Source organism: Nanohaloarchaea archaeon SW_7_43_1 (assembly GCA_003009795.1).
Lineage (GTDB): Archaea > Nanohalarchaeota > Nanosalinia > Nanosalinales > Nanosalinaceae > SW-4-43-9.
The window spans coordinates 121,430-142,709 of the sequence record PXPE01000001.1 but is presented as its reverse complement, the minus strand read 5'-3'; the positions used below and the strand labels follow the sequence as shown (position 1 = coordinate 142,709).

General features: G+C 41.3%; 15 protein-coding genes. 6 read left to right on the top strand and 9 right to left on the bottom strand.

Translation table 11 applies throughout. The features are described 5' to 3' along the window. Positions 1 to 44: 44 nt before the first annotated feature. Positions 45 to 1,415, top strand: coding sequence for a hypothetical protein (locus BRC29_00775; protein ID PSG98644.1), 1,371 nt, complete (start codon positions 45 to 47; stop codon positions 1,413 to 1,415). Here the strand turns inward: BRC29_00775 and BRC29_00770 are convergent. Genes BRC29_00770 through BRC29_00740 form a run of 7 tightly spaced genes read right to left on the bottom strand, consistent with a single transcriptional unit; the run spans position 1,412 to position 7,877 of the window. Then, positions 1,412 to 2,287: a hypothetical protein gene (locus tag BRC29_00770; protein ID PSG98643.1), complete on the bottom strand. Its 876-nt coding sequence runs from the start codon at positions 2,285 to 2,287 to the stop codon at positions 1,412 to 1,414. The genes BRC29_00775 and BRC29_00770 overlap by 4 nt on opposite strands. Then, positions 2,284 to 3,108, bottom strand: a complete 825-nt coding sequence (locus BRC29_00765) for a hypothetical protein (protein ID PSG98642.1) — start codon at positions 3,106 to 3,108, stop codon at positions 2,284 to 2,286. Before BRC29_00765 ends, BRC29_00770 begins: the two co-directional genes overlap by 4 nt. Then, positions 3,105 to 3,971 carry a hypothetical protein gene (locus tag BRC29_00760; GenBank protein ID PSG98641.1) on the bottom strand — a complete coding sequence of 289 codons (867 nt, stop codon included), beginning with the start codon at positions 3,969 to 3,971 and terminating at the stop codon, positions 3,105 to 3,107. The genes BRC29_00765 and BRC29_00760 overlap by 4 nt, the downstream gene beginning before the upstream one ends. Beyond that, on the bottom strand, positions 3,964 to 4,791 hold the full coding sequence (locus tag BRC29_00755) for a hypothetical protein (protein ID PSG98640.1): 828 nt from the start codon (positions 4,789 to 4,791) through the stop codon (positions 3,964 to 3,966). The genes BRC29_00760 and BRC29_00755 overlap by 8 nt, the downstream gene beginning before the upstream one ends. Before the next feature lies 1 nt (position 4,792). Continuing rightward, a complete protein-coding gene (locus BRC29_00750; GenBank protein PSG98639.1) occupies positions 4,793 to 5,782 on the bottom strand; it encodes a hypothetical protein in 990 nt (329 codons plus the stop codon). Beyond that, a complete protein-coding gene (locus tag BRC29_00745; protein ID PSG98638.1) occupies positions 5,779 to 6,858 on the bottom strand; it encodes a hypothetical protein in 1,080 nt (359 codons plus the stop codon). The genes BRC29_00750 and BRC29_00745 overlap by 4 nt, the downstream gene beginning before the upstream one ends. Beyond that, a complete protein-coding gene (locus BRC29_00740; GenBank protein ID PSG98637.1) occupies positions 6,855 to 7,877 on the bottom strand; it encodes a hypothetical protein in 1,023 nt (340 codons plus the stop codon). The genes BRC29_00745 and BRC29_00740 overlap by 4 nt, the downstream gene beginning before the upstream one ends. A gap of 87 nt (positions 7,878 to 7,964) precedes the next feature. Between BRC29_00740 and BRC29_00735 the strand changes: the two genes are divergently transcribed. Beyond that, entirely contained in the window at positions 7,965 to 10,160 is a 2,196-nt protein-coding gene (locus BRC29_00735; GenBank protein ID PSG98636.1) for a hypothetical protein, read from the top strand. Next, complete coding sequence (locus BRC29_00730; GenBank protein ID PSG98635.1) at positions 10,129 to 12,051, top strand: hypothetical protein; 1,923 nt, start codon at positions 10,129 to 10,131, stop codon at positions 12,049 to 12,051. The genes BRC29_00735 and BRC29_00730 overlap by 32 nt, the downstream gene beginning before the upstream one ends. Positions 12,052 to 12,246: 195 nt before the next feature. On the opposite strand, the gene BRC29_00725 is transcribed toward BRC29_00730, so the two are convergent. Both BRC29_00725 and BRC29_00720 read right to left on the bottom strand, forming a co-directional pair. Beyond that, entirely contained in the window at positions 12,247 to 12,531 is a 285-nt protein-coding gene (locus BRC29_00725; GenBank protein PSG98634.1) for a hypothetical protein, read from the bottom strand. Further along, the gene (locus tag BRC29_00720) at positions 12,532 to 12,777 is read right to left on the bottom strand and encodes a type II toxin-antitoxin system ParD family antitoxin (GenBank protein PSG98633.1); all 246 of its coding nucleotides are present in this window, start codon (positions 12,775 to 12,777) and stop codon (positions 12,532 to 12,534) included. A gap of 722 nt (positions 12,778 to 13,499) precedes the next feature. Between BRC29_00720 and BRC29_00715 the strand changes: the two genes are divergently transcribed. The 3 genes from BRC29_00715 to polC are packed head-to-tail and all read left to right on the top strand — an operon-like array spanning position 13,500 to position 21,256. Continuing rightward, positions 13,500 to 14,705 carry a cell division control protein Cdc6 gene (locus BRC29_00715; protein PSG98632.1) on the top strand — a complete coding sequence of 402 codons (1,206 nt, stop codon included), beginning with the start codon at positions 13,500 to 13,502 and terminating at the stop codon, positions 14,703 to 14,705. 27 nt (positions 14,706 to 14,732) lie between these two features. Then, positions 14,733 to 16,355 (top strand): hypothetical protein, encoded by a 1,623-nt coding sequence (locus tag BRC29_00710; GenBank protein PSG98631.1) that lies wholly within the window; start codon positions 14,733 to 14,735, stop codon positions 16,353 to 16,355. Further along, on the top strand, positions 16,355 to 21,256 hold the full coding sequence (polC, locus tag BRC29_00705) for a DNA polymerase II large subunit (protein PSG98630.1): 4,902 nt from the start codon (positions 16,355 to 16,357) through the stop codon (positions 21,254 to 21,256). The genes BRC29_00710 and polC overlap by 1 nt, the downstream gene beginning before the upstream one ends. The last annotated feature ends 24 nt before the right edge of the window (positions 21,257 to 21,280 follow it).

Genomic DNA, 21,280 nt, shown 5'->3' with positions numbered 1-21,280 from the left:
ATGCTATTCTAAAGTTATAAGTAAAAAGATACTCTTTCTTCAGTATGGAAAAGAAAAATGTGCTAGTTATAATGGCCGATGCTATGCGGGCCGATAGACTCTCTTACACAGGATACAGAAGAGACGGAAAAAAGCTGACACCAAATATTGACCAGCTGGCAGAGAAAGGAGTCTTCTACGAAAAGGCATACGCTACCGGACCTTGGACAGCAGCTTCACAGCCTTCATTTCTTACAGGAGAGTACTGTTCAAACATGGATTGGCCAGCGAAGGGTTCACCCCTAGATGAGGAGTACAGGACTATCGGGAATTACTTCAGTGATGAAGGCTACGAGACAAGGGCTTACAATTTGTCCCTCCACATTCGTTCAGATCTAGGTTTTGAAAGAGGATTTGACTACTATGAAGACATTTCTTTGAAGGATAAGTTCGAGCCTAATTTCTGGCATATGGAGGGGATGGTTTGGAACCTTCTTTTTGGCCAAGATAATAGAACTCGTTACGCAACGAAAAAGATTGGAAAATGGCTTGAATCAAGAGAAGATTCCAGACACTTCTTTACATTTTGGAACCCCACAAACCCTCACAACAAGTATGAGGCACCTAGAAAGTTCCGAAAGAAGTTCGAAAGAGAAGTTGGAGAAGAAATGGACGAAGAAGCAGTCGACAGAGTAGCTGACTGGGGACATTGCCTAGATTATACGGCGGGAAATCTCGAACTTAAAGATGAGGAAATGGATGTTGTAGAATCCAGATACGATGCCGAAGTTGCATACCTAGACTACAGAGTCGGACAGTTGATAGACAAGCTGAAAAAAGAAGGAGTGTACGAAGACACAATTATAGTTTTCACTTCAGACCATGGGGAAAACTTTGGCGAGTATAACAGGCTTCTTTATCATGATACAGCTCTTAATGAAAGCCTTACGCGCGTTCCTCTTGTTATTGCGGGAGGCCCCTTCCGAGAGGATAATGTAGAAAAACCTGTTTCTCTCATAGATCTTCCAAACTCCCTTCTAAAAGCTGCTACAGGCGAAACGGTTGAAGAAGTGGAGAGCAGGCCCTGCCTTCTTCCAGATGAGAAAAAAAGAGAAATAGTCCACATGGAGAGGGACAAGGCATTAGGAGGGTATATAGAGGAGCTGGAGAAGCTCAATCCTCCAAAAGATATAGGATGGTTCAGTAGAGGTCTACAGGCAGCAATAAAGCAGGATTCAAAGCTTGTAGTAGATAGCAACGGAGAAAAGAAAGGCTTCAGAATCAACGGTTTCCACCAAGAGAAAACGGATTTGAATCCGGATTTAGTCGAGGAACTTAAGGAGAGTATTAGAGAGAAGCTCGGCAATTTCAGCGGAGAAGAGAAGGAGGTAGAGGAAGAAATCAAAGACAAGCTGGATAAAATGGGATACCTTTAGAGATCCAGCTCTCTAATCTCCTCAGCCCTCTTAACCTCTATAGACTTCAGAATATCTCGGAACTCAGTTATATGAGGATTTTCAAGGCCTAGCTCATGATTTAGAGAGTAAAATGCCTGATCTCTGTGACCTCCGTCCTCAAGACCGTGATCAGAGCAGAAGATCAGCAAGTCATCATCAGATGCATATTCTTTGATTTCTCCGGCTAGCTTATCGAATACTCTATAGAGTTCTCTTTCCTTCTCCTCACTGAAACCATAAAGATGCTGCATGAAATCAGACTTATGAAAATGAGACATCAACAACGCAAAATTCTCATCCTTCAGAGCCTCGAATGTTTCCTCTTTCCTTTTCAGATGCTCAGCGTCAATATCCCTTTCCATAACGTCTTTAGGAAGAGGGGCATCTTTTCCAAGCGCCCTTGAAATAATGATTGTGCTCAAGGCAGTATTAATATCTTGACCAGGAACATTAAGCGAGATTGAGGGCTCAATGTCCTCAAAAATAGTTTCATTTACCTCCAAGTTCTCCCTGTAAGCACCCACTACCCCTGCATTAAGGGAGCCAAGGTTACGGAAGATAGTCCATCTAATACCTTTCCAGAAATCTGTAAAAGGAAGGTCTCCCATCAAATTCTCAAACTTCTGCACTTTCTGATTGGTCCAGTTCATCGTCTTTTGAACACCGTGCTCCTCCGGATGCATACCTGTAATAAATGAACTCCATAGAGGTCCAGTAGTCAAGGGCATATTCTCTAGAGAGATTTTTCCAAACTCTTCCTGCATCACATTTTCGCAGTCGTACTTCCGAATCTTCTGGTAATCTAAGCCGTCAAACGCTATGATAATAACTCGATTAAAATTCTGTTTCATATATCAATACCTCTTGTTTCCTCATTATCTAAGTAATTGCCATCAACTTCAAACCAAGGAACAGTCACGAGATCAGAGAAGTAAATACCGGTAGGATGACCATATAACCCTCTCTCATCAAAAAGTTCTCCATGATCCGCAGAAACAACAGTCTGCCCGGAGAGGTGAGGTATTAGTTCTCTCACATGTTCAAGCACCAGCCTCAAGTTATCACGGTACCCTTCCCGACATTTGGGATGTTGGAAAAGCTCAAACGGGTTCTCTACCTCTTGATCTAGCCTAATCTTTGTTTCACCTATATAAGGAATATGCGGCTGCATGTAATGCACAATCAGTTTCTTGAGAGGATACTTTTCAGCAAATTCCCTTGCAAATTCATTTACAGTTCCAGGATGCACACTCATGTAGTTAGCTGATTTAATGTCTTCCTCAGGCTCCTCTAGATAAACGGGCGCAAAATCATGAAATTTACTCGAGTCCATTGCATCTCCAATATAATCAAGCTCAAATGGACACAAGTGAGGATTAGCGGATACATATACTATATTCTCATATTCATCTTCCGGAAAGTTCTCAGCTAGCCATTCACTCGAACTAGAGCCTTTGCTGACTCTTTTTTCCAAATCCCCTTCTAAGAAGTTCTCCTCTTTAAAAATATCATACCTACAGGCGTCTAGAATAATCAAATTATCCCACTCCTCTTCAAGAATATCAACGCCCTCATGGTCCTTTCTTCTAAAAATAGGCCGATATATTTTCAAAAGAAACGGCTTCCAATTTCTTCTCCTAATATTCTTTGATAGGGCTTTAAAATCAATCAAAAATCAACACCTTCGATTTCATCGCCTCCTTGACTGATTAGTTCCAAAATCCTGTCGTGAAAATCTGTTATATGCGGCTTTTCATCTCCGAATAGTTCGTGATTGCATGCGTAGAATGCATTTTCGTTGTGTGCTCCTTTCTGCATATCTGGAAGGCCATGATCGCTAATGAATATCACTTTCTCAAATTCGTTCTGCTCAGCCTTATCCATTATTTCTCCAGCTAACTCGTCCATTTCATGGTATGTTTTCTCCACTTTCTCGTTTTTCCCTACTTCCCAGTACCAATGATGAATATGATCCGGTTTATGGAAATGAGTCATAATAAAGCTGTATTCTTCTCCCATAGCCTGAAAAAGTTCTTTTTTCTTGTATTCTGTAAAGCGTTCTAATTCCTTTGTGGCTGCAGAAACGCCTTTTTTCAGGCCGGACATCATGTCTACATTGTAAATAAGGTTATAACTTCTAACATCTATAGCTTTCGAGGAAGGTACCTTCTCAAAGAGGGTATCACTTTTCAAATCCCTTTTATCGTAAGCTCTTATGCTAGAGTTAAGGAAAGGAATATTGTCATAAATAGATCTTCTTATACCCATGAACTTCCTGAAGAATTTGTATCTATTTAGTTTCTCTATCTCGAAGAGAAAGTCTGATTCAGGCCTATTCTTAGAAATTATTCCATGGCCTTTCCAGGTCTTCCCTGTGATGAAGCTTGCCCAGAGTTCATTTGTTATTATAGTAGAAATCCCTGTTGAGTTATCTATCGTGCCAAACTCTTCCATCCCAAGAAGATTTTCGCAATTATAATCTCTAATTAAGTCTTTATCCATTCCATCAAAGGTTACTACGAGTACCTTACTCATCGTATATCACCAAGAGTGGTACCTTTCTTAGACATCGTGCTCGTGCTCTTGAGGGATGTCCATATAATCCGTTTTCCCCTACAAGATTACCGTGATCGGAGGTTATTACTGTCTTTCCCTCAAGAGTTTCTGCCAATTCTTTCGCTTTAGGCAGAACAAATTCAAGGTGAGATTCGTAGGTCTGATAAACCTCTTTACGAGAGTATTCTCCTTTTTCTGCCTTCCTCCAAACACTTTCAGCAGAATCATCAAGTTCGGGATTAATACCGCCCTTAGCAAGATCTGAGTTGACAAATGGATAATGAGGCTGCATAAAATGAATTACTAGATTCTCATCCTCAAACAGATTCCTAGCTGTTTTTGCATCTCTAATTAATGGTTCAGGTAATACTGTATTTGCATCTTTATCCCAGTCGGTTTGATACGTATGAAAAACACTGTGGAAAACATCTTCTAAATTTCTACCAGTCAGGTTCTTAAACTGTGATGGATGGAAGTGAGGATTCCCTGTTACATAAATAGTGTCCACAAAGTTACCCGAAGAGAAATTTTTCTCCATATACTCTAGTGTAGAGCTTCCTAGAGAAATACGGGAATCAATCTCTCCATCATAACATTCTCTGAAAGTATCAAACCTACAGGCGTCTAGAATAATTAAATTATCCCATTCCATCTCAAACACAGACTCCCCCCCCTCCACTTTCTCAATATTCCTCTCCGCAAGCTTGTAGAGAAAAAAGGACAATCTGGTCAAACCAGGAAAATCACCTAATTTTTTCTTCAGTATTCGATCATACTTTAAATATATTTTCGAAAACATATCACTCGCCTCCTTCTACCTCTCTCAATGCTGTTTCTTGATTAGGTATTTTTATCTCACACCCACAAAGTTTTGCTTCTAATGGGGGAAGACCAAATCCTTCCCATTTGGAAGGATAGATGAAGAGATCGATTGAGTTGTAGAAATCTACTAGGTCTTTATCATGAACATAACCGAGGAATTTTGTCTTTTCCGTGATTCCTAGCTTGGAGGCCTTTTCTTCTAGATGTTCTCTTCTTGGTCCGTCTCCGCCAATTACCAGATATACATCCCCTCTCCTTGCGTATTCTTTCGCAAATACTTCAAGTGTTTTCTCTTGATTTTTGTATTTTTTCAGCGCTGATAAACTTCCTACTACAAAAGCATCTTCTGGAATATCTATTTTTGATCTGTAGTCTGTTTCTTTCTCTCTGAACCTTTCGGTGTCTATTCCGTTGTAGATCATTTTCGAATTTGAGAGGTAGAACCGTTTCATCTGTCTGGCAGCGTATTCGCTGATTGAAACTCTCTGATTCGCTAGCCAGATAGACGGTGATTCTTCCACAACCCATTTTATCCAGTGTATTGGATGTTTCCTGATTTCGGACCAGGCCGTGATATGTGCGTGGTATGTCTTCAGGGTCTTCACATCGGAAAACGCCGCCACCATAGCAAGATAGAAGCCATGAGAATTCATCCAATCAACATCATCCTCTTCAAATAAACTCTTTATCCTATTTACTTCTCTAGGATCAATGGAGGAACTTCTGTCAATTTCCTTTACCTCTACATCAGGTTCCAGCTCATCTATTTTATCTTCAGATATCCTGCCATCTATAGTGTAAAGTATAACCTCAAAATCTCGATTCGAGAATTGTTGGGCGAGCTCTCTGCTTACTCTTCCAACTCCTGAACTTGTCTCAGCGGTATCAGTTACGACCCCTATCTTCTCTGTGTCAGGCATTAGTTCAAGGTATTCCTCAGCTACTTTTGACCAGTCTTTCACTTTCATTTTGCGATTTCACTGTATAGTTGTTGGTACTGTAGAGATATATTTTCCCGGTCAAGGTTTTTCTCTGCGTAGTTTCTAGCATTTTCTGATTTCTGATCAAGGTTTGAATCAAGAAGTTTCAACAGCTGTTTTTGAAGGTCTTTTACATCCTTTGGTTCTACTGTTAGGCCTGCTTTTGATTCATCCACTATAATTGGGTTATCAGCAACATCAGAAACTAGTATTGGTGAACCGCAGCTTAGTGCTTCTAGCATTGAGAGTGGTAGTCCTTCGTTCCAGCTTGGCAGGCAAAAAATGTCTGCAGCCTGGTATAGTTCGATTAGTTCCTCTTCAGGTATTTTGCCGTAGAATTCTGCGTTGACATCTTTTTCTTCGGCTATCTCTTCTATTTCTCTCTGGAGTGGGCCTGTGCTTGGTGTCATCAGTGTATGTTTCTGGTCTATTTTTGATGCTGCTTCGATCAGGTTTCTGTGGCCTTTGTTTTCTTCATGTTGAGCTACTATCAGTATTCCTTTTCCTTCTATATTATATTTATCTTGCAATTCCTGCCTTTTCTCCTCCGTTTCTGTAGGAAGATATTTTTCGGTATTAACACCATTCCTTATTATCTCATAATTAGACACGAAGAATGGCTCTAGATGAGATTCAGTAATTGAAGTTACTTTATCAGCTATATTAATTGCATATTCTTCTAGCATCCAGTAAATCGGAGCTTTGTGATATTGTTTATTTCCTAAAAAAATATCAACAGTTGTACCGTGAAAGGTCAAGATTTTAGGAGTTTTTATTTCTCTGGCCGGTATTATTGGCGACCAGTTATGAAAATGCAGAACATCAAAATCTCCTGAGTTCTCCTCAAACCATTTTCTACCACTGCTCAGATAATTAAGATATGAATCTGTGTTCTCTATGATATGTACTTCTTCAAATCTAGAAAAATCCTCTGTATTTTGAGGTCGGTCTCTAGTAATTAGATGAACTTCATGTTTTTCTCTCATTTCTCTAGAAAGACTTCTAACCACATTCTCTACTCCACCTACTTCGGCAAACTGTGTCGTTACCATACCTATTTTCATCTCAATCTCGACGCCTCCTTAAACTGATGTGAAATCAGACTTGGTTCTTTCAAACAATTCAATACAAATCCATCGTACCAAGCCCAATATTTCAGCTGAGAAATTCCTAACGCGATTAGAAATGCTTTGAGCCCATCTTCAATCAGTATTTCCTTCAAAGCAGACATATAGTATCCTATTGGAATAACCAATAAGGTAAATAATATAACGGCGTTATACAGAGCCAATTCCGAACCAGAAACAAACGTATAAATCAGAGAAATCATTGACAAGATCGCTAATGACGCAGTCGAGAACAACCATACATTCTTACTAGCACCAAATTTCTGGGATGGGTGAATAAACAGGTTTCCCCCTCTAGCATCCCCTTCACCATATTTGTAGAACTGCCGATAGAAATCTTTCCAGGTGGGACGCATTTGCCAGTAGACCATTGCGTCTTCAGCGATCGCCGGCTTATAACCCTCCGACATTACTTTAGCGTTGAACTTTGAGTCTTCTCCTGTATAAAGAGTTTCCGGATAACCGCCTGCATCTTTCCAGGCCTGTACCGAGAAACCTACTGATCGCGAGCTTGGCCCTCTGTTACCTTTCTTCAGTTCTTCAACAGTGTGCGCCGATGACACTATTTTGCCCTGTACTTTTTTGAACAGATTATCGGCCTGATATTCCCACATCCCTGTTACATAGTCTGATTCCTCTAATGCATCACTCATCTCATCATACCATCCCTCATCTAGGACACAGCCACCATCGGTCGATACGATATAATCATTAGAGGCATGTTCGACCGCGGTATTTCTGCCCTCGGCTATATTGGCGCCTATATCCACTACAAGTTCCAGCCAATTATGATCTTCAGCATATTCTTCAATTATCTCCTGAGTACTGTCAGAAGAACCGCCATCAACAAAAATGGCTTCATCCGGAGTAACCGACTGATTCACTATCGAGTCCAGAAGTTCTCGGATGGATTCTCCTTCATTATATACAGTACAAATCAGAGTTGCTTTCATCATATCCAGTATTACCTTCTCCGGATCCAACAGTTATTACGGTTTCCAACATCAGCAGAATTTTTAAAGGAGCTCAATTTTACTCAACTTATGAGAAAACTAATTGCCATTTTAATTCTAATTCCTCTGTTACCTATCGGTCTTGCACTCCAAACAGAGCAAATAGATGATTTTAGCGCTAAAGAAAGCTTAGAAGATATGAAAATTGATAATTTAGAGGTATTTTTAGTTTCAAAAAATTATATCGAGAAACTCAATGCCAATAATTCATGGACTCGGAAACCAGAAGGTTATCTATCTTCAGATTTCCATGTGAATGATGAACATATAGCCTTAGGAACTCGAATAGGTGGTCGAAATCTCGAATTGCGAGACAGAAAAACAGGAAATCTTATTCATGAGAAGAATCTGGGTAACTATGTAGACTCCGTTCAATTGTATCGAATTAACGATAGTTCATTATTTGCGGGAGGAACCCTCAACACACTAGAATTTTACAATGAAACAGGTGAAAAAATCTCTTCTTTCAGTGGAGGAGGTTATTCTTGGCATCCTTACAGTTTTTATTCAAATAATAGGATAGCGGTCGGAGCTGGAGGGAAACCCTTTAATGGCAATAAAGCTGTTTCCAATTTTGTCGATCTAAACGGAACAGTTTTATGGAAATCTCAGCCAAAAAATAATATACTTAAGACCGAGAATTCTAGCGATGGTGTGATTATTTCAGGGAAGTCAAGCATCGATCTCTACTCACAAAGCGGAGGAAGAAATTGGAGTATTAATACAGATAAAGTCCTATCTCATCCTCAAGTTATATCGAACAAATTTGTTTACACCACGGAGGGAAGATTGGTATTTAGGCATACTAAAACAGGACAAATTAGCTCTTCCTCAGGAGAAAAAAATGTAAGAAATATTCAGTTGATACCATCCAAGAAACTCATTGTAGCAAGGCAGAACAATAATCTCTCCTTCTTTGATTACGGCGGGGATAAGGTATACAGCAGGGAGTATCCTGGTCTGACTGTTGGACCGAGGACAGGTGATTACACAGGTGATAATGAAAGTGAGATCGGTGTTGCTGTAGATAATGATATCAAGATACTGGATATAATAAACGAAGTTAATACGAGCCAAGGCTTGGAGAACACGGTTTTTACCGGTACGGATAGAGAACTGTTTAAGGCGGTCGCATTGGATCAGTCGGTATCGGTTTCAAATATCAATTCTGTTCCGGGAGGAATGAATAAGACCGTAGTTGATTCGGATAATCTTGGGAACCTCAATGATGAATTCGATGTTTCCAGGGAAAAGTACTACGCTGGTTCTAGGAAGAAACTGGTTTATGTTTCTGCATTAGCATCGAAGAAAGATGCAACTGTAACCTTTAACCAGGAAGATGCTGACAGAGATTTCAGCAACTACAGTTTGAAGGAAATTCAGAACTTGTTCATCGAGAAGTTTGAGCCAAACCATGTTGTAGCTGCTGACCTGGAATCGGAAAAGGGGATTCTCGCCTCCTATATGGCGGTGAAACAGGGATCGATGCCTCTCCACACAGAAGATAATTATAACGCCGTTATACTAGAAAACAGAATCGAAAACATCTTCGATAGGATAGGTGAGAACAGGAAGACAATCTTCCAGGGCAAGTATATTTCTCTTCTAGATGCTCCAGCGAAACTGAAATCCGATCCTGTTGAGAAAGGCTTCTTCGATGATCCTGAAGACGGGAATACCTACACAACGGATCTGGATTACGGGAACCTGAATAAAGACCGTTTCCTTGAGGCCGGTATCGGAAGATACCCGGAAAACACCACGACTGCATCACTTTTATTCCACAGGTCGATAAACAGAGAGTTAGGAGACGAGGCTCTCGTTGCCTCGGAATATCTTCACAGTACCTGGCCTGTTATTCTCTCGACGGGCGGCGGAGGATTGAGATACGGTTCAAGTCTTGAATCGGTTTTTAAGAAAGAAGGCCATGATACAACACATCTCGTAGAGTACAGAGCCAATCCCGTAAAATTCCTTCTAAGTCTAACGCCGGTAGAGATCACTGCATTTCTAGGAGAAGTAGATGATATAGGTGAAATTGTTGAGAAGTTTGTCTCTGAGAACGCGGCTAACGCGTTAGAAAGCTTTCTTGTTATCGTCAAAGCCTTGACCTATACCGAGCAGTTGATGGAGATGTACTTCGAGTTCCAATGGAACACTTTCGAATTTAACTTGGGAAAGAGGTTTGGAAAGAATGGAAGAGCTTGGTATCGATACACTGAGTGAAGGAAACGTACAAAAATCGGTTATGAAACTGCTTTATGCTTTTGTCTGGCCGGACAGGCATCCGAACCTTAACCAGACATCTCTCCAAAACAACATGGAAGAGGCTGATATCCTTTACTACCAGGGTATAGGTGATGGGAATAATTGGGTTCTACCGGAGGAAAGTAAATCTTCAGGAAGATACAGTGGTGAGAAAACGTTTGAACCTGAACAGATTCCAGAAATGCAAAAAACGATTGTCTGGGATAACTCTAACTTAGCATCAAAAGGGGAAATGAAAGAAAAATTCCTGGAAAAAGGCGCCTCCAGCTATCTCGGTTACTCAAGTATAAACTATCCTGCTTACTCTTCCTTAACTGGCTATAACTTCTTCCTTCACAGAAAGACATTAGGTAACTCTCTCAAAGCATCAATCAACCAGTTGAAGACAACCAATCTGATCTACTCCCCAACCACTATCCATAAAACCGGTATCAGAGAGAAAATGGAGAGCTCACTAAGACTTTATGGCAATCCAGAAATGAAGAAGGATCCGATCCAAAACAAAAACTTTGAAACAAAGAGAGGCTGTAAGGAAAACATTTGCAAATTAGAAATATCATTTGAGACACCGCAGAAGATAGTAGAACACGGTGATCGGAAGACAGTTGAGTCGAATGCTTCAAACTATCTTCTTGAACCAGGAGTTAGTATAACGCCGTTATATTCGTTCAGTCAGAGACTACCAAAAGGATCCAGTATTCTTGACAGAAACATCAACCTGACAACCCAAGACTATGAAAACATCAGTACTGAAACCTACCGCCCGATTACCTCTGGAGGTAAGACCTTCAATACTAACAAGAAAAACATCGAGATACAGAAAGCAGATCTATCGATAGAAAATAACCAGCTCAACTATGTGGTCTCAGGATTCAAAACAAATGACAACTTGACAGAAGTAATTGAATCAGCAAACGCCGAGATAAAGTACCGGACACCAGTCAACATCAAACCCGATTCAAACAATAGAACTCTGGAAGCGAAAATATTCTCCCAGAAAAGTCTCTATGGAGATATTATTTACAGAATCAATAACAGAACCGGATCAAAAGATGTCAATCTAGAAGAAGGAAGCAGCAAAGTTGAGATCAAGAACCTTTCGTATGGAGAAAAAGATGTCGAATTGATCCTAATTGAAGATAATATTCTGGCCCAGACTCGTGATACTATCAGGATCGGGAAACCTCTGAAGATAAACTTTTTCAGTCCGGAACTTAGAAAGGGAAGTACTAGAGAAGTCACTGCGGTAATCGAGAATCCAAACAAATTCACGATCAATAAAACATTCAAACTGAGGACAGAGAAAGGAACAGAACTAGGGATGCTAGAAAATCAGACTAGATCATTATCAGTTCCGGCCGGGGAAGAAAAAACTCTGAACTGGAGAGTCTTGGGAACTGAAACAGGAAACCATACAGTGAAGCTTGATGGAGAAGAACATAATATCAAAGTCAGGAACTCGATGAACTCCACAAGATCAGTCTTTATCGGGAACTTTTTCAGAACACTTTCATCCCCTACTTCCGATATCGAGATCAGTATGGAGCAGAGGGAAACCAGTATCAAATGGAACACAGAAAATGGAAGAGTTAAAATGAAGAGAAATGTCGAGAGCAGTGACTCTGTTCTTGAGACAAGCAATTTCAAGGTATCAAAAAGACAGAGACCTGGATCTATTACTGAAAAGTTAGAGATGTCTGAAGGAACTTTCATCCGCAGAACGGAAAATGGTCTAACCAGGAAATCTGGTAATCTGAAGGAATCAAATTTAGAAAACAAACTACAATTACTGGACAAAGAGACAGAAAAACTGGAAAGATTTTTGGAAAAAGAACTCAACCAGCCATAGCCGAAAGTATGCCAAACACTGCTTTGAAGACTGCTCTCACCATAGCTAATACAGTAAGTAGTACTGATGCAACAATATTAGCGCAGATTCTAGCGCTTTTTGAAGACGGTGATTGATAATCTGTTCCGTCGTGGTTTGACATAGCCATGAAATCAGGTTTTTTATCTTAAATAATTGGAGAAACTGGGAACATTCTCATCCATTTCCGTACTTGCCTTCGTAAGCAACATCTCTATGCATGATATCCAGTATCTTGATATCTCCTTCAACATAGTCAAGAAAAACTCTGTGGTTAGTGTTCTCCCTATCTACCTTTAATCTGTATACCCAGTCTCCATTCCGTTCCTTAATCATCTTTACCTTAGGATGACTGAATCCTTCCTCTATCATTTCTTCAATTAAACGCAGAATTTCCTTTACCTCATCAACATCTAGTTCTTCAAGTGAATTCTTGGCTGTTTCTTTGAAACTATAATTCATCTAACTCTCAATCCCTAATTCTTTTCTAATTTCTTCAGGATTGTACTCTTCTCCTGTCTCCCTCGCCAGATCTATCCTTTCTTGGGCTTTGACAGAGAGCTTTCTGTACTCTAGCTTATTTCTCTCCTCTAAAAGCCTTCTGACAGCATCCCTGACTAATTCTGACTTGGACTTATACCTTCCATTAGATACCTCTGAGTCAATTTCGTTCTCCAAACCATCAGGCAGATCTACACTCATTGTCATAATAAGATAATATTGAGGCAATATCTACTTATTACTTTTGGGAGCTATAGTAAGGATTCAAACTAATCCAAGTTAAGTCATACTTGTTTGGTGAACCGTAATTTAAAGATAAATATTTACGGTCTAAGATAATATCAAGTCTGGAAAATTGGAAGGATAAGTAAGAATAGTATAACGCCGTTATAAAAAATCCAGGAAAATCTCTAGTAGTATATTTCTCCGATATCTCAGAAAAGTCTGGTTCCACTTGAAATCAGGGGGTGTAAATGGTGTTCTAAACATTTTTCAAACCCTAAAACAGGTTTTGAGAGCTTAGGCAAATGTAAAAAAGTACAAAAATACATTATATAACTTATTGATACTTCTTAGAATTTGATAATGTCTAAAACAATCTGACAACGTTCTTATGAGCTAAAATACTAAATCGGTTCTAGGCTTCTCATATTCAAGTCTGGGACCAAAATTGGGTTTCTAGGCACCGACCCCTTAATTTCGACTGGAGAATTATTTTCTAGGGATTAAGTTATTCGTTATAACAGCATAATATAATATAACACTGTTATATCAGTAGATGTGTGGTTAGAAGAGTTCCACATGAAAACAGGGGGTGGGGGTTAAGTCGTTTTCTCAAAACCTTGGCTTCAACTGGAGTACTAATATAAACCTTAGTTTCAAATGGAAATAACACAGATGGGATCACGGTACAAAATGGAGGGTAGGGAATGAGCCAAAGTAACTTGCAGTCGATGTTCTCAAACTATATCGACCAAGATACATTCTTCAAAAATAAAGATGCCCTCACAACTAACTGGGTTCCTGATAACATATTACACAGAGATGAACAGATAGATGACCTAGCCTCGATACTTGCCCCAGCTCTTAGAGGAAATGATCCAAGCAACGTCTTTATCTATGGATCTGTGGGAACTGGAAAATCGCTTATTACAAAGCATGTTACAAACGAGTTGCACACAGTAGCTAAAAACGAGAGTAAAGACTTAGAAATTGTTTATATTAACTGTAAGATGAAGAAAGTTGCGGATACGGAGTACAGACTGCTAGCTAAACTGGCCGGACAGCTAGGAGATGATGTCCCAAGTACAGGCCTTCCAACTGATGAAGTCTACAACAGATTCTTCGAAGCTCTACAGGAGCAAAAAGGAGTTGTTATAATAGCTTTAGACGAAATTGATGCTCTAGTAAAAAAGGTAGGAGATGAGTTTCTCTATAACCTTACAAGAATAAACGATGATCTAAAGGAAACCAAGGTTTCTATTGTAGGAATTTCGAACGACCTCAACTTCACAGAATACATGGACTCCAGAGTCAAATCCAGTCTATCGGAGGAAGAAATTATATTCCCTCCGTACAACGCAATTGAGCTGAGAGAGATACTGAAGGATAGGGCTGATAGAGGGTTTAGAGAGGATGTTCTTAAGGATGGAGTTATCTCAAAATGTTCTGCTCTAGCCGCCCAAGAACACGGCGATGCCAGAAGAGCTCTCGATCTAATAAGAGTAGCAGGAGAGCTAGCTGAAAGAAGTGAATCCGAACAGATCGTAAAACAACATGTTGATAGAGCACAGAGTAAGATTGAAAGAGACAGGGTTGTTGAGACAGTAAGATCTCAGCCAAAACATTCGAAACTGGTACTTTACACTATCCTCAATGCGACAGAGGAGGAAAACGAGATCGCTACAGGAGATGTCTACTCTGAATACAAAGAACTTTGCCAAAACGTAGAGGTTTCAGAACTAACGCAGAGAAGGGTCTCAGGATTAATCTCAGAGCTTGATATGCTTGGTATTATCAATGCAAATGTTATGTCTAAGGGGAGGCATGGCCGGACCAGGCAGATAAGTGTTGACCTGTCTAGCAACATTAAAAGCCAGATTCGGGAACTGGTTGAAGAGAAATTCTACATATAGACAAAAGGGAAAAAGGGGGAGGGTTGAATGAACAAGCACGCTGTAAAGAAACTGACGAAAGAAGGATGCATAGTAGGCAAAGAAGCCGCTGAAGATATCACCGATAAAGATATTGAGGCAATCAGAGATCTTGATATCACACCTATGTATATTTCTGAGAACATGCTAGAGGACCTTAGGGAGAAACGGGAGGAATCCAACAGCTCGGCTCTCAACAGCGGCAGCCCAAAGTCGAACGGATCCTCACCTAACGGACACTCAGGCCAGAAAACTGTTCGGAAAAAAAAAGATGCTTCAACTGGAGAAATGGGAAACTCCCGAAAACAAGAAGAAAACACATCCGAAAATAGTGAGCCAAAAAGGATTTCTACTGATGACGTGAACAGTTCTAAAGCTAATCAGAATATTGAGATACTAGATGAGAGAGATAGGAACGAAATGGATACAAAAGTTGAGATAATGGATGAGAAAGAAATCTCTAAGGATGAAAAGGATGTTCCAGAGTTCCTGCAGTACTATAATGATCGTTACGACAAGATGAAGAAGCTGTTAATGAGGAGAAAAGAGCTGCAAGCAGCAACAACACTTAATCGACTTGAAAGAAGAAACGAAGGTGAAGAGGCCACTGCAATCGGCTTCGTAAAAGAAAAATACTCAACTAACTCAGGTAGATGGATAGTAGAGCTAGAAGATAAAACAGGGACGTTCAAAGCATTAATAGATGAGAGAGATGGAAAAAGAATAGTTCCTGACGAAGCTATCGGCGTAATCGGGAGCATGGGAGGAGACATTATCTATGCGAACAGCGTTGTAAGACCTGATTTGCCGATACCGGATGGTGTTGAAACCACTTCAGAGGATGTCGAGGCCGCCTATATTTCAGATCTCCATCTTGGATCAAAAGACACGAGACATGACAAGTTCATGGAGTTCGCGGACTGGCTGAAATCAGAGAATGCCGAAAAAGTCGGTTATGTTGTTATAGGCGGCGATATAGTTGAGGGTGTCGGCTCTTACCCTGGTCAGAAGGAAGAATTGGAGGTAACGGATATTTACAAACAGTATCAACTGTTCGAGGACTGGGTAGAAAAAGTCCCGGAACATATCCAGCTGATAGTAGGTCCTGGAAACCACGACATTACAAGACTTGCGGAGCCACAGCCAAGACTACCGGAAAAAGCAATGCCTGAGATCTATGATTATAACAATGTACATTTTGTTCAGAACCCTCAGACGGTGAGACTACATGCGATAAGAAGCAAGGGTATAAAGAACCTTATCTATCATGGCTATAGCTTTGACGATCATGTGGATAGAATCCAGGCTCTGAGGGAAAAGGCCTACCAAGAGCCATATCATGTAATGATAGATCTGCTTAAAAGAAGGCATCTCGCTCCATCTTATGGCTCCAACCAACTTTCACCTGAGGGAGAAGACCATCTAGCCATTACTGAGGAACCGGATGTCTTTGTATCAGGTCACTTCCACTCTCACAGCAACGAAAGTTACAAAGGAGTCAACGTCATCAACTCCTCAAGCTTCCAAGAGCAGACCGATTTCCAGGAAAGGATGGGACATGAGCCGGATCCAGGCAAAGTCACAATGGTCAACTACAAAACTCGAAACACCAGGGTCAAAAGGTTTTTCTAATGGATACTGAAGAATATTTTGAAACTATAGATGAGAGAACAGATAAAGCGTATAAGATTGCTAATGAGGCCCGATCCCAGTCTAGAGATCCGGAGCAGAAAGTAGATATTCCGAGAGCTGAAGACCTACCGGAAAAAGCTTCCAGCCTTGTTATCGCAGCCCAGTTTGCGGAACTGGAAGACTCCGGTGTGGCAGAACGAATCAGAGAGCTTGAAGATGAGTACGGAAAAAACGATGAAAGAGTGGCATTCTCCATCGCCAGAGAAATAGCTGAAGGAAGATTCCATGAGTTTGAAGAGACTGAGAGAGCCTGTGATGCAGGGATAAGAGTCGGCGTCTCCTACATGACAGGCGGTATAACCACTGCACCGCTTGAAGGAATAGGAGATATCAGAATAAGGGAAAACGATGACGGCTCTGAATACCTTGCTATTTACTACTCAGGACCTATTCGATCCGCAGGAGGAACCGCCTCCGCTATGAGTGTCCTTCTCGCCGATTATGTGAGGATAGGAGTCGGTCTCGACCGGTTTAAACCCTCGGAAACCGTCGTCAAGAGATATGCAGCCGAGGTTGAGGACTACTACAACAGGGTTACTGCAAAGCAGTACAATCCCACCAGAGAGGAGACAGAAATGATTGCGGAAAACGTTCCTGTCGAGGTAACAGGTTCCCCGACCGAACAATTAGATGTCTCTAACCACAAAGACTTAGAGAGGATCGACACCAACCGGATTAGAGGAGGAATGTGTCTTGTCTATCTTGACGGTTTACCGTTGAAAGCGCCAAAAATTGAGAAGAGAATTGAAAAATGGGGATCCGAGTTCGAGCTTGAGCACTGGAGCTGGGTTGAAAAATACATTGAGCTCCAGAAATCAATTCACTCCTCAGGAGACGAGGATTCAGACAGTTCTGAGCAGAAAGGTTACACACCTTCCGATAAATACCTGGGCTCCCTGACGGCAGGGAGACCGGTTCTAGGTCATCCTGGAGAAAAAGGAGGATTCCGACTTCGATACGGACACTCAAGAACTAACGGTCTGGCAGCCGTCTCCTTCCATCCAGCGACAATGGAGATCACAGAAAGGTTCGCTGCAATAGGAACACAGTTCAAGGTCGAATATCCTGGTAAAGCAACCGTCGGAACTGCCTGTGATACGATACACCCGCCGGTTGTTCGATTAAAGAACGGAGAAGTAATCAAGGTTGAATCTCGGGAACAGGCACGGGATCTGGAGAGAAAAGTCGATGAAATACTTTTCCTCGGTGACATGCTCGTAACCTACGGAGAGTTTTTGGAGAACGGCAAAAAACTTCTACCCTCAGCCTATGTTGAGGAATGGTGGGAAAAAGAACTGGCTCAAGAACTGGAAAAGCAGGGAGTAAAACTTGGTAAAGATTTTTCAGAGAGAGATCCAAGCCCTGAGGAAGCATTCAAGATCTCAGAGAAACTTGGTATCCCGCTTCATCCGAAATGGACTTATCATTGGGATGAAACCTCGGTTGAAAGATTCAAAGCATTATACCGCTCTGTACAGGAAGACGACTTATCGGGCGAGAAGACCAAGAAAGCCCTGGAAGATATACTAGTACAGCATAAAACTGAGGATGCCGAAATCAAAGTAAGGAAAGAAGATCTCAAAGTCCTGAATAGACTTCTCGGGAATACTGATAGAAAACCTGAACTCGAAAACCAAAACGAGATCCCGGAGTTTATACAGGAAGTCTCAGGAATAGAGGTAAGAGATCAGGCACCTCATTATCTCGGATCCAGAATGGGCAGACCGGAGAAAGCAGAGAAAAGAACGATCAAAGGAGACCCACAGTTGCTTTTCCCTTGCGGAAAGAAGGAAGGAGGCAGAATGAGAAACCTTACCGCAACTTACAACAATAAATTACACGATGAGAAAGGAAAAGTCAAACAGAGAATACTTCACAACCGGTGCACGAAATGCAACGAATACACATACTTCTCCTACTGTATCGACTGTGACGCCCCGGCAAACCCGATCTGGTTCTGCAAGGAATGCGACAATGAGCACGATGAAGAAGTAGATGAATGTGAGAAATGTGGCAACCAGAGGATTGAGCGATACAAGTACACCGAAATAGACACACGAAAACTTATCGACAACGCGATGGAAAACCTAGGGATGAGAAATCTGCCGGAGCTTCTGAAATCAGTAAGAGGTATGAGCGGCAAACACAAGCACGTCGAACCTGTAGAGAAAGGACTACTGAGAGAAAAACACGGCCTTTACGTAAACAAAGATGGAACAGTTAGATACGACGCCTCAGACATCCCGATGACCCACTTTAAGCCCTCCGAGATCGACGTATCGGTCGAAAAACTCAGAGAGCTAGGCTACAACAAAGACATAGACGGCAACCCGCTTGAAAACGACAACCAAGTCCTAGCGCTAAAACCCCAGGACATAGTGATACCGGAAAACGACAAAACCATACCAGCATCTGAATACTTCATAAGTGTAGCCAACTTCGTTGATGACCTCCTAGAACAGTTCTACGACATGGAGCCATACTACAATATAGAAAAGAAAGAGGATCTAATAGGATCGCTCGTTATCGGGTTAGCTCCACACACATCAGGAGGAACAGTAGGGAGAATAATCGGTTTTACAGAAGCCAAAGGAATCTATGCCCATCCTTACTGGCACGCAGGAAAGAGGCGCAACTGTCTTCCTGGCCATACAGAAGTAAAGTTGGCTGACGGTACAAAGAAAGAACTTATGGAAATATTTGAGACTGCTCAGGGCGAAAAAGAAACCGATAGCACTGGTACAGTTGAGAAAGAGATCGAGATATCAGTTTTATCTGAAGAAGATAATGAAGTTACTGCTTCAGATGCAACAAAAGTTTACAGGGCTCCTGCACAAGAGTTTAAGATTGAATTTGAAACCGCTTCAGGAAGAAAGATTGAGGTATTCCCCGACCATAGGCTAAAAACATCTAAAGGTGTGAAGAAAGCTCGTGAAGTTGATGAAGGAGATCGGCTTCTGGCGCCACTGGAAATTGATGTAGAGTTTGAGAGTAAAGACGGAATTCATCTAACTGACTTTATTGATACCGAAGGAATAGTGATAAGAAAGGATGTAGATACTCTTAATCGCCTGATAGATGAGCTTGGCGGCTTGAAGAGTTCAGCAGATCTACTAGGAATCAGCAAGAAAACACTAGGTAATTACAGATATCGAGAAACCGTACCACTAAAGATTCTAGACAGGCTTTCCCAGGAGGCAGGTATGGATTATCAGATTTCTGGAGATGCAATAATTGCTGCAAAACGAGACAACGTTGAACTGTCCAATGACATCGAGATAAATGATGATTTCATGAAACTGCTAGGATATTATCTAGCAGAAGGTTATACAAGGAAGTCGGAGAAGAAGGGTGAAGAATTCTACCAAGTCTGCTTCGCGTTCGGAGAAGAAGAACTGAAAGAACAGATGACAGACTGTATCAAGTCCGTCTTTGGATATGAGCCTTCGGAAGGAGACCATATTCTGACTTTAAGTTCAAGGATAATCTACGAGTTCTTCCAAGAGCTTGAAATAGGTACAGGAGCCCATGAAAAAAGAATACCGGAATTCGTTAAGTCTGTGCCTAAATCAAAGATAAAGCCGCTACTTTCTGCTTACTTCGCTGGAGATGGATCGGTAGAGAAGGGCAGACTACATGTTCAGGCCACTAGTGTGTCAAGAGGGTTACTCGATGATATTGATCTGATGCTGAAAAGATTCGGTATATTTACTAGATACAATACTTCGGAAAGAGAAGCAGGAGGAATACTAATTGACAAGTACGGTGAGGAACATTACAAAGATAGAACATTTGTATCCCATAAGCTTCATATCAGGTCCTCACATGCCGTAAACTTTGGAAAGCAGATTGGCTTTGAACTAGAGAGAAAGCAGGAAGCCCTTGAGAAAGATTACTCGAAAGAAAGAAGTCCTAGGATAGAAGCTAGAGGGGAGATAACACTTGATCCTATAAAGTCTAAAGAAATAGAAAAGGCTGAAGAAAAGTTTATGTACGATATAGAAGTGCAAAATACTCACAATTTTATCACGACGGACAATTTAATTACCAACAATTGCGACGGAGACGAGGACGCCATTCTACTGCTTATGGACGGCTTACTGAACTTTTCAAGAGATTTCCTTCCAGACATGACGGGAGCTGCGACCATGGATGCGCCTTTAATCCTTTCAACAGTTTTAAACCCTGATGAGGTTGATGATGAGGCCTGGGCGATCGAAACGGTGGATGAGTATCCTCTCAGCTTCTACGAGGAAACCACTGAGTACAAAAAGCCCTGGAACATTGAGACCGATATCGAGATTGGTGAAGATATTGTACATAGCGATAGACCGTATGATCATGGCTACACTCACGAGACCTCAAATATTGAGGACGGCCCGACACAGAGCGAATACGTAACTCTAGATGAAATGAGCGAGAAGACTTCGGCACAACTAGGTATCGGAGAAAAATTCAAGGCTGTAGACGAAAACAAAGTTGCGGAGCTCTTACTCAACAAGCATTTCATACCAGATATCAAAGGTAACTTGAGATCTTTCTCATCCCAGAAGATGCGTTGTGTTGATTGTAACACCAAGTTCCGCAGGGTGCCTCTAACCAACCAGACCATCGCTCCTTCCGGGAAAGCAACGGCTGAATGCCCGGAATGTAATGGAAAGGTACTTCTCACAATCTCCGAAGGCACTATCAAGAAGTACATGCAACCTTCCAAGGATATAATCGATGAGTATGAGGTATCGCCGTATGTCCGGCAGCAGATACTAGTTCTTAACAAGACTCTTCAAAGCCTTTTCGGCAAGGATAACAGGCAGAGCGGGTTGAGGCAGTTCACAGGTTAGGACAAGGGTTAAGAGTGTTGCCAT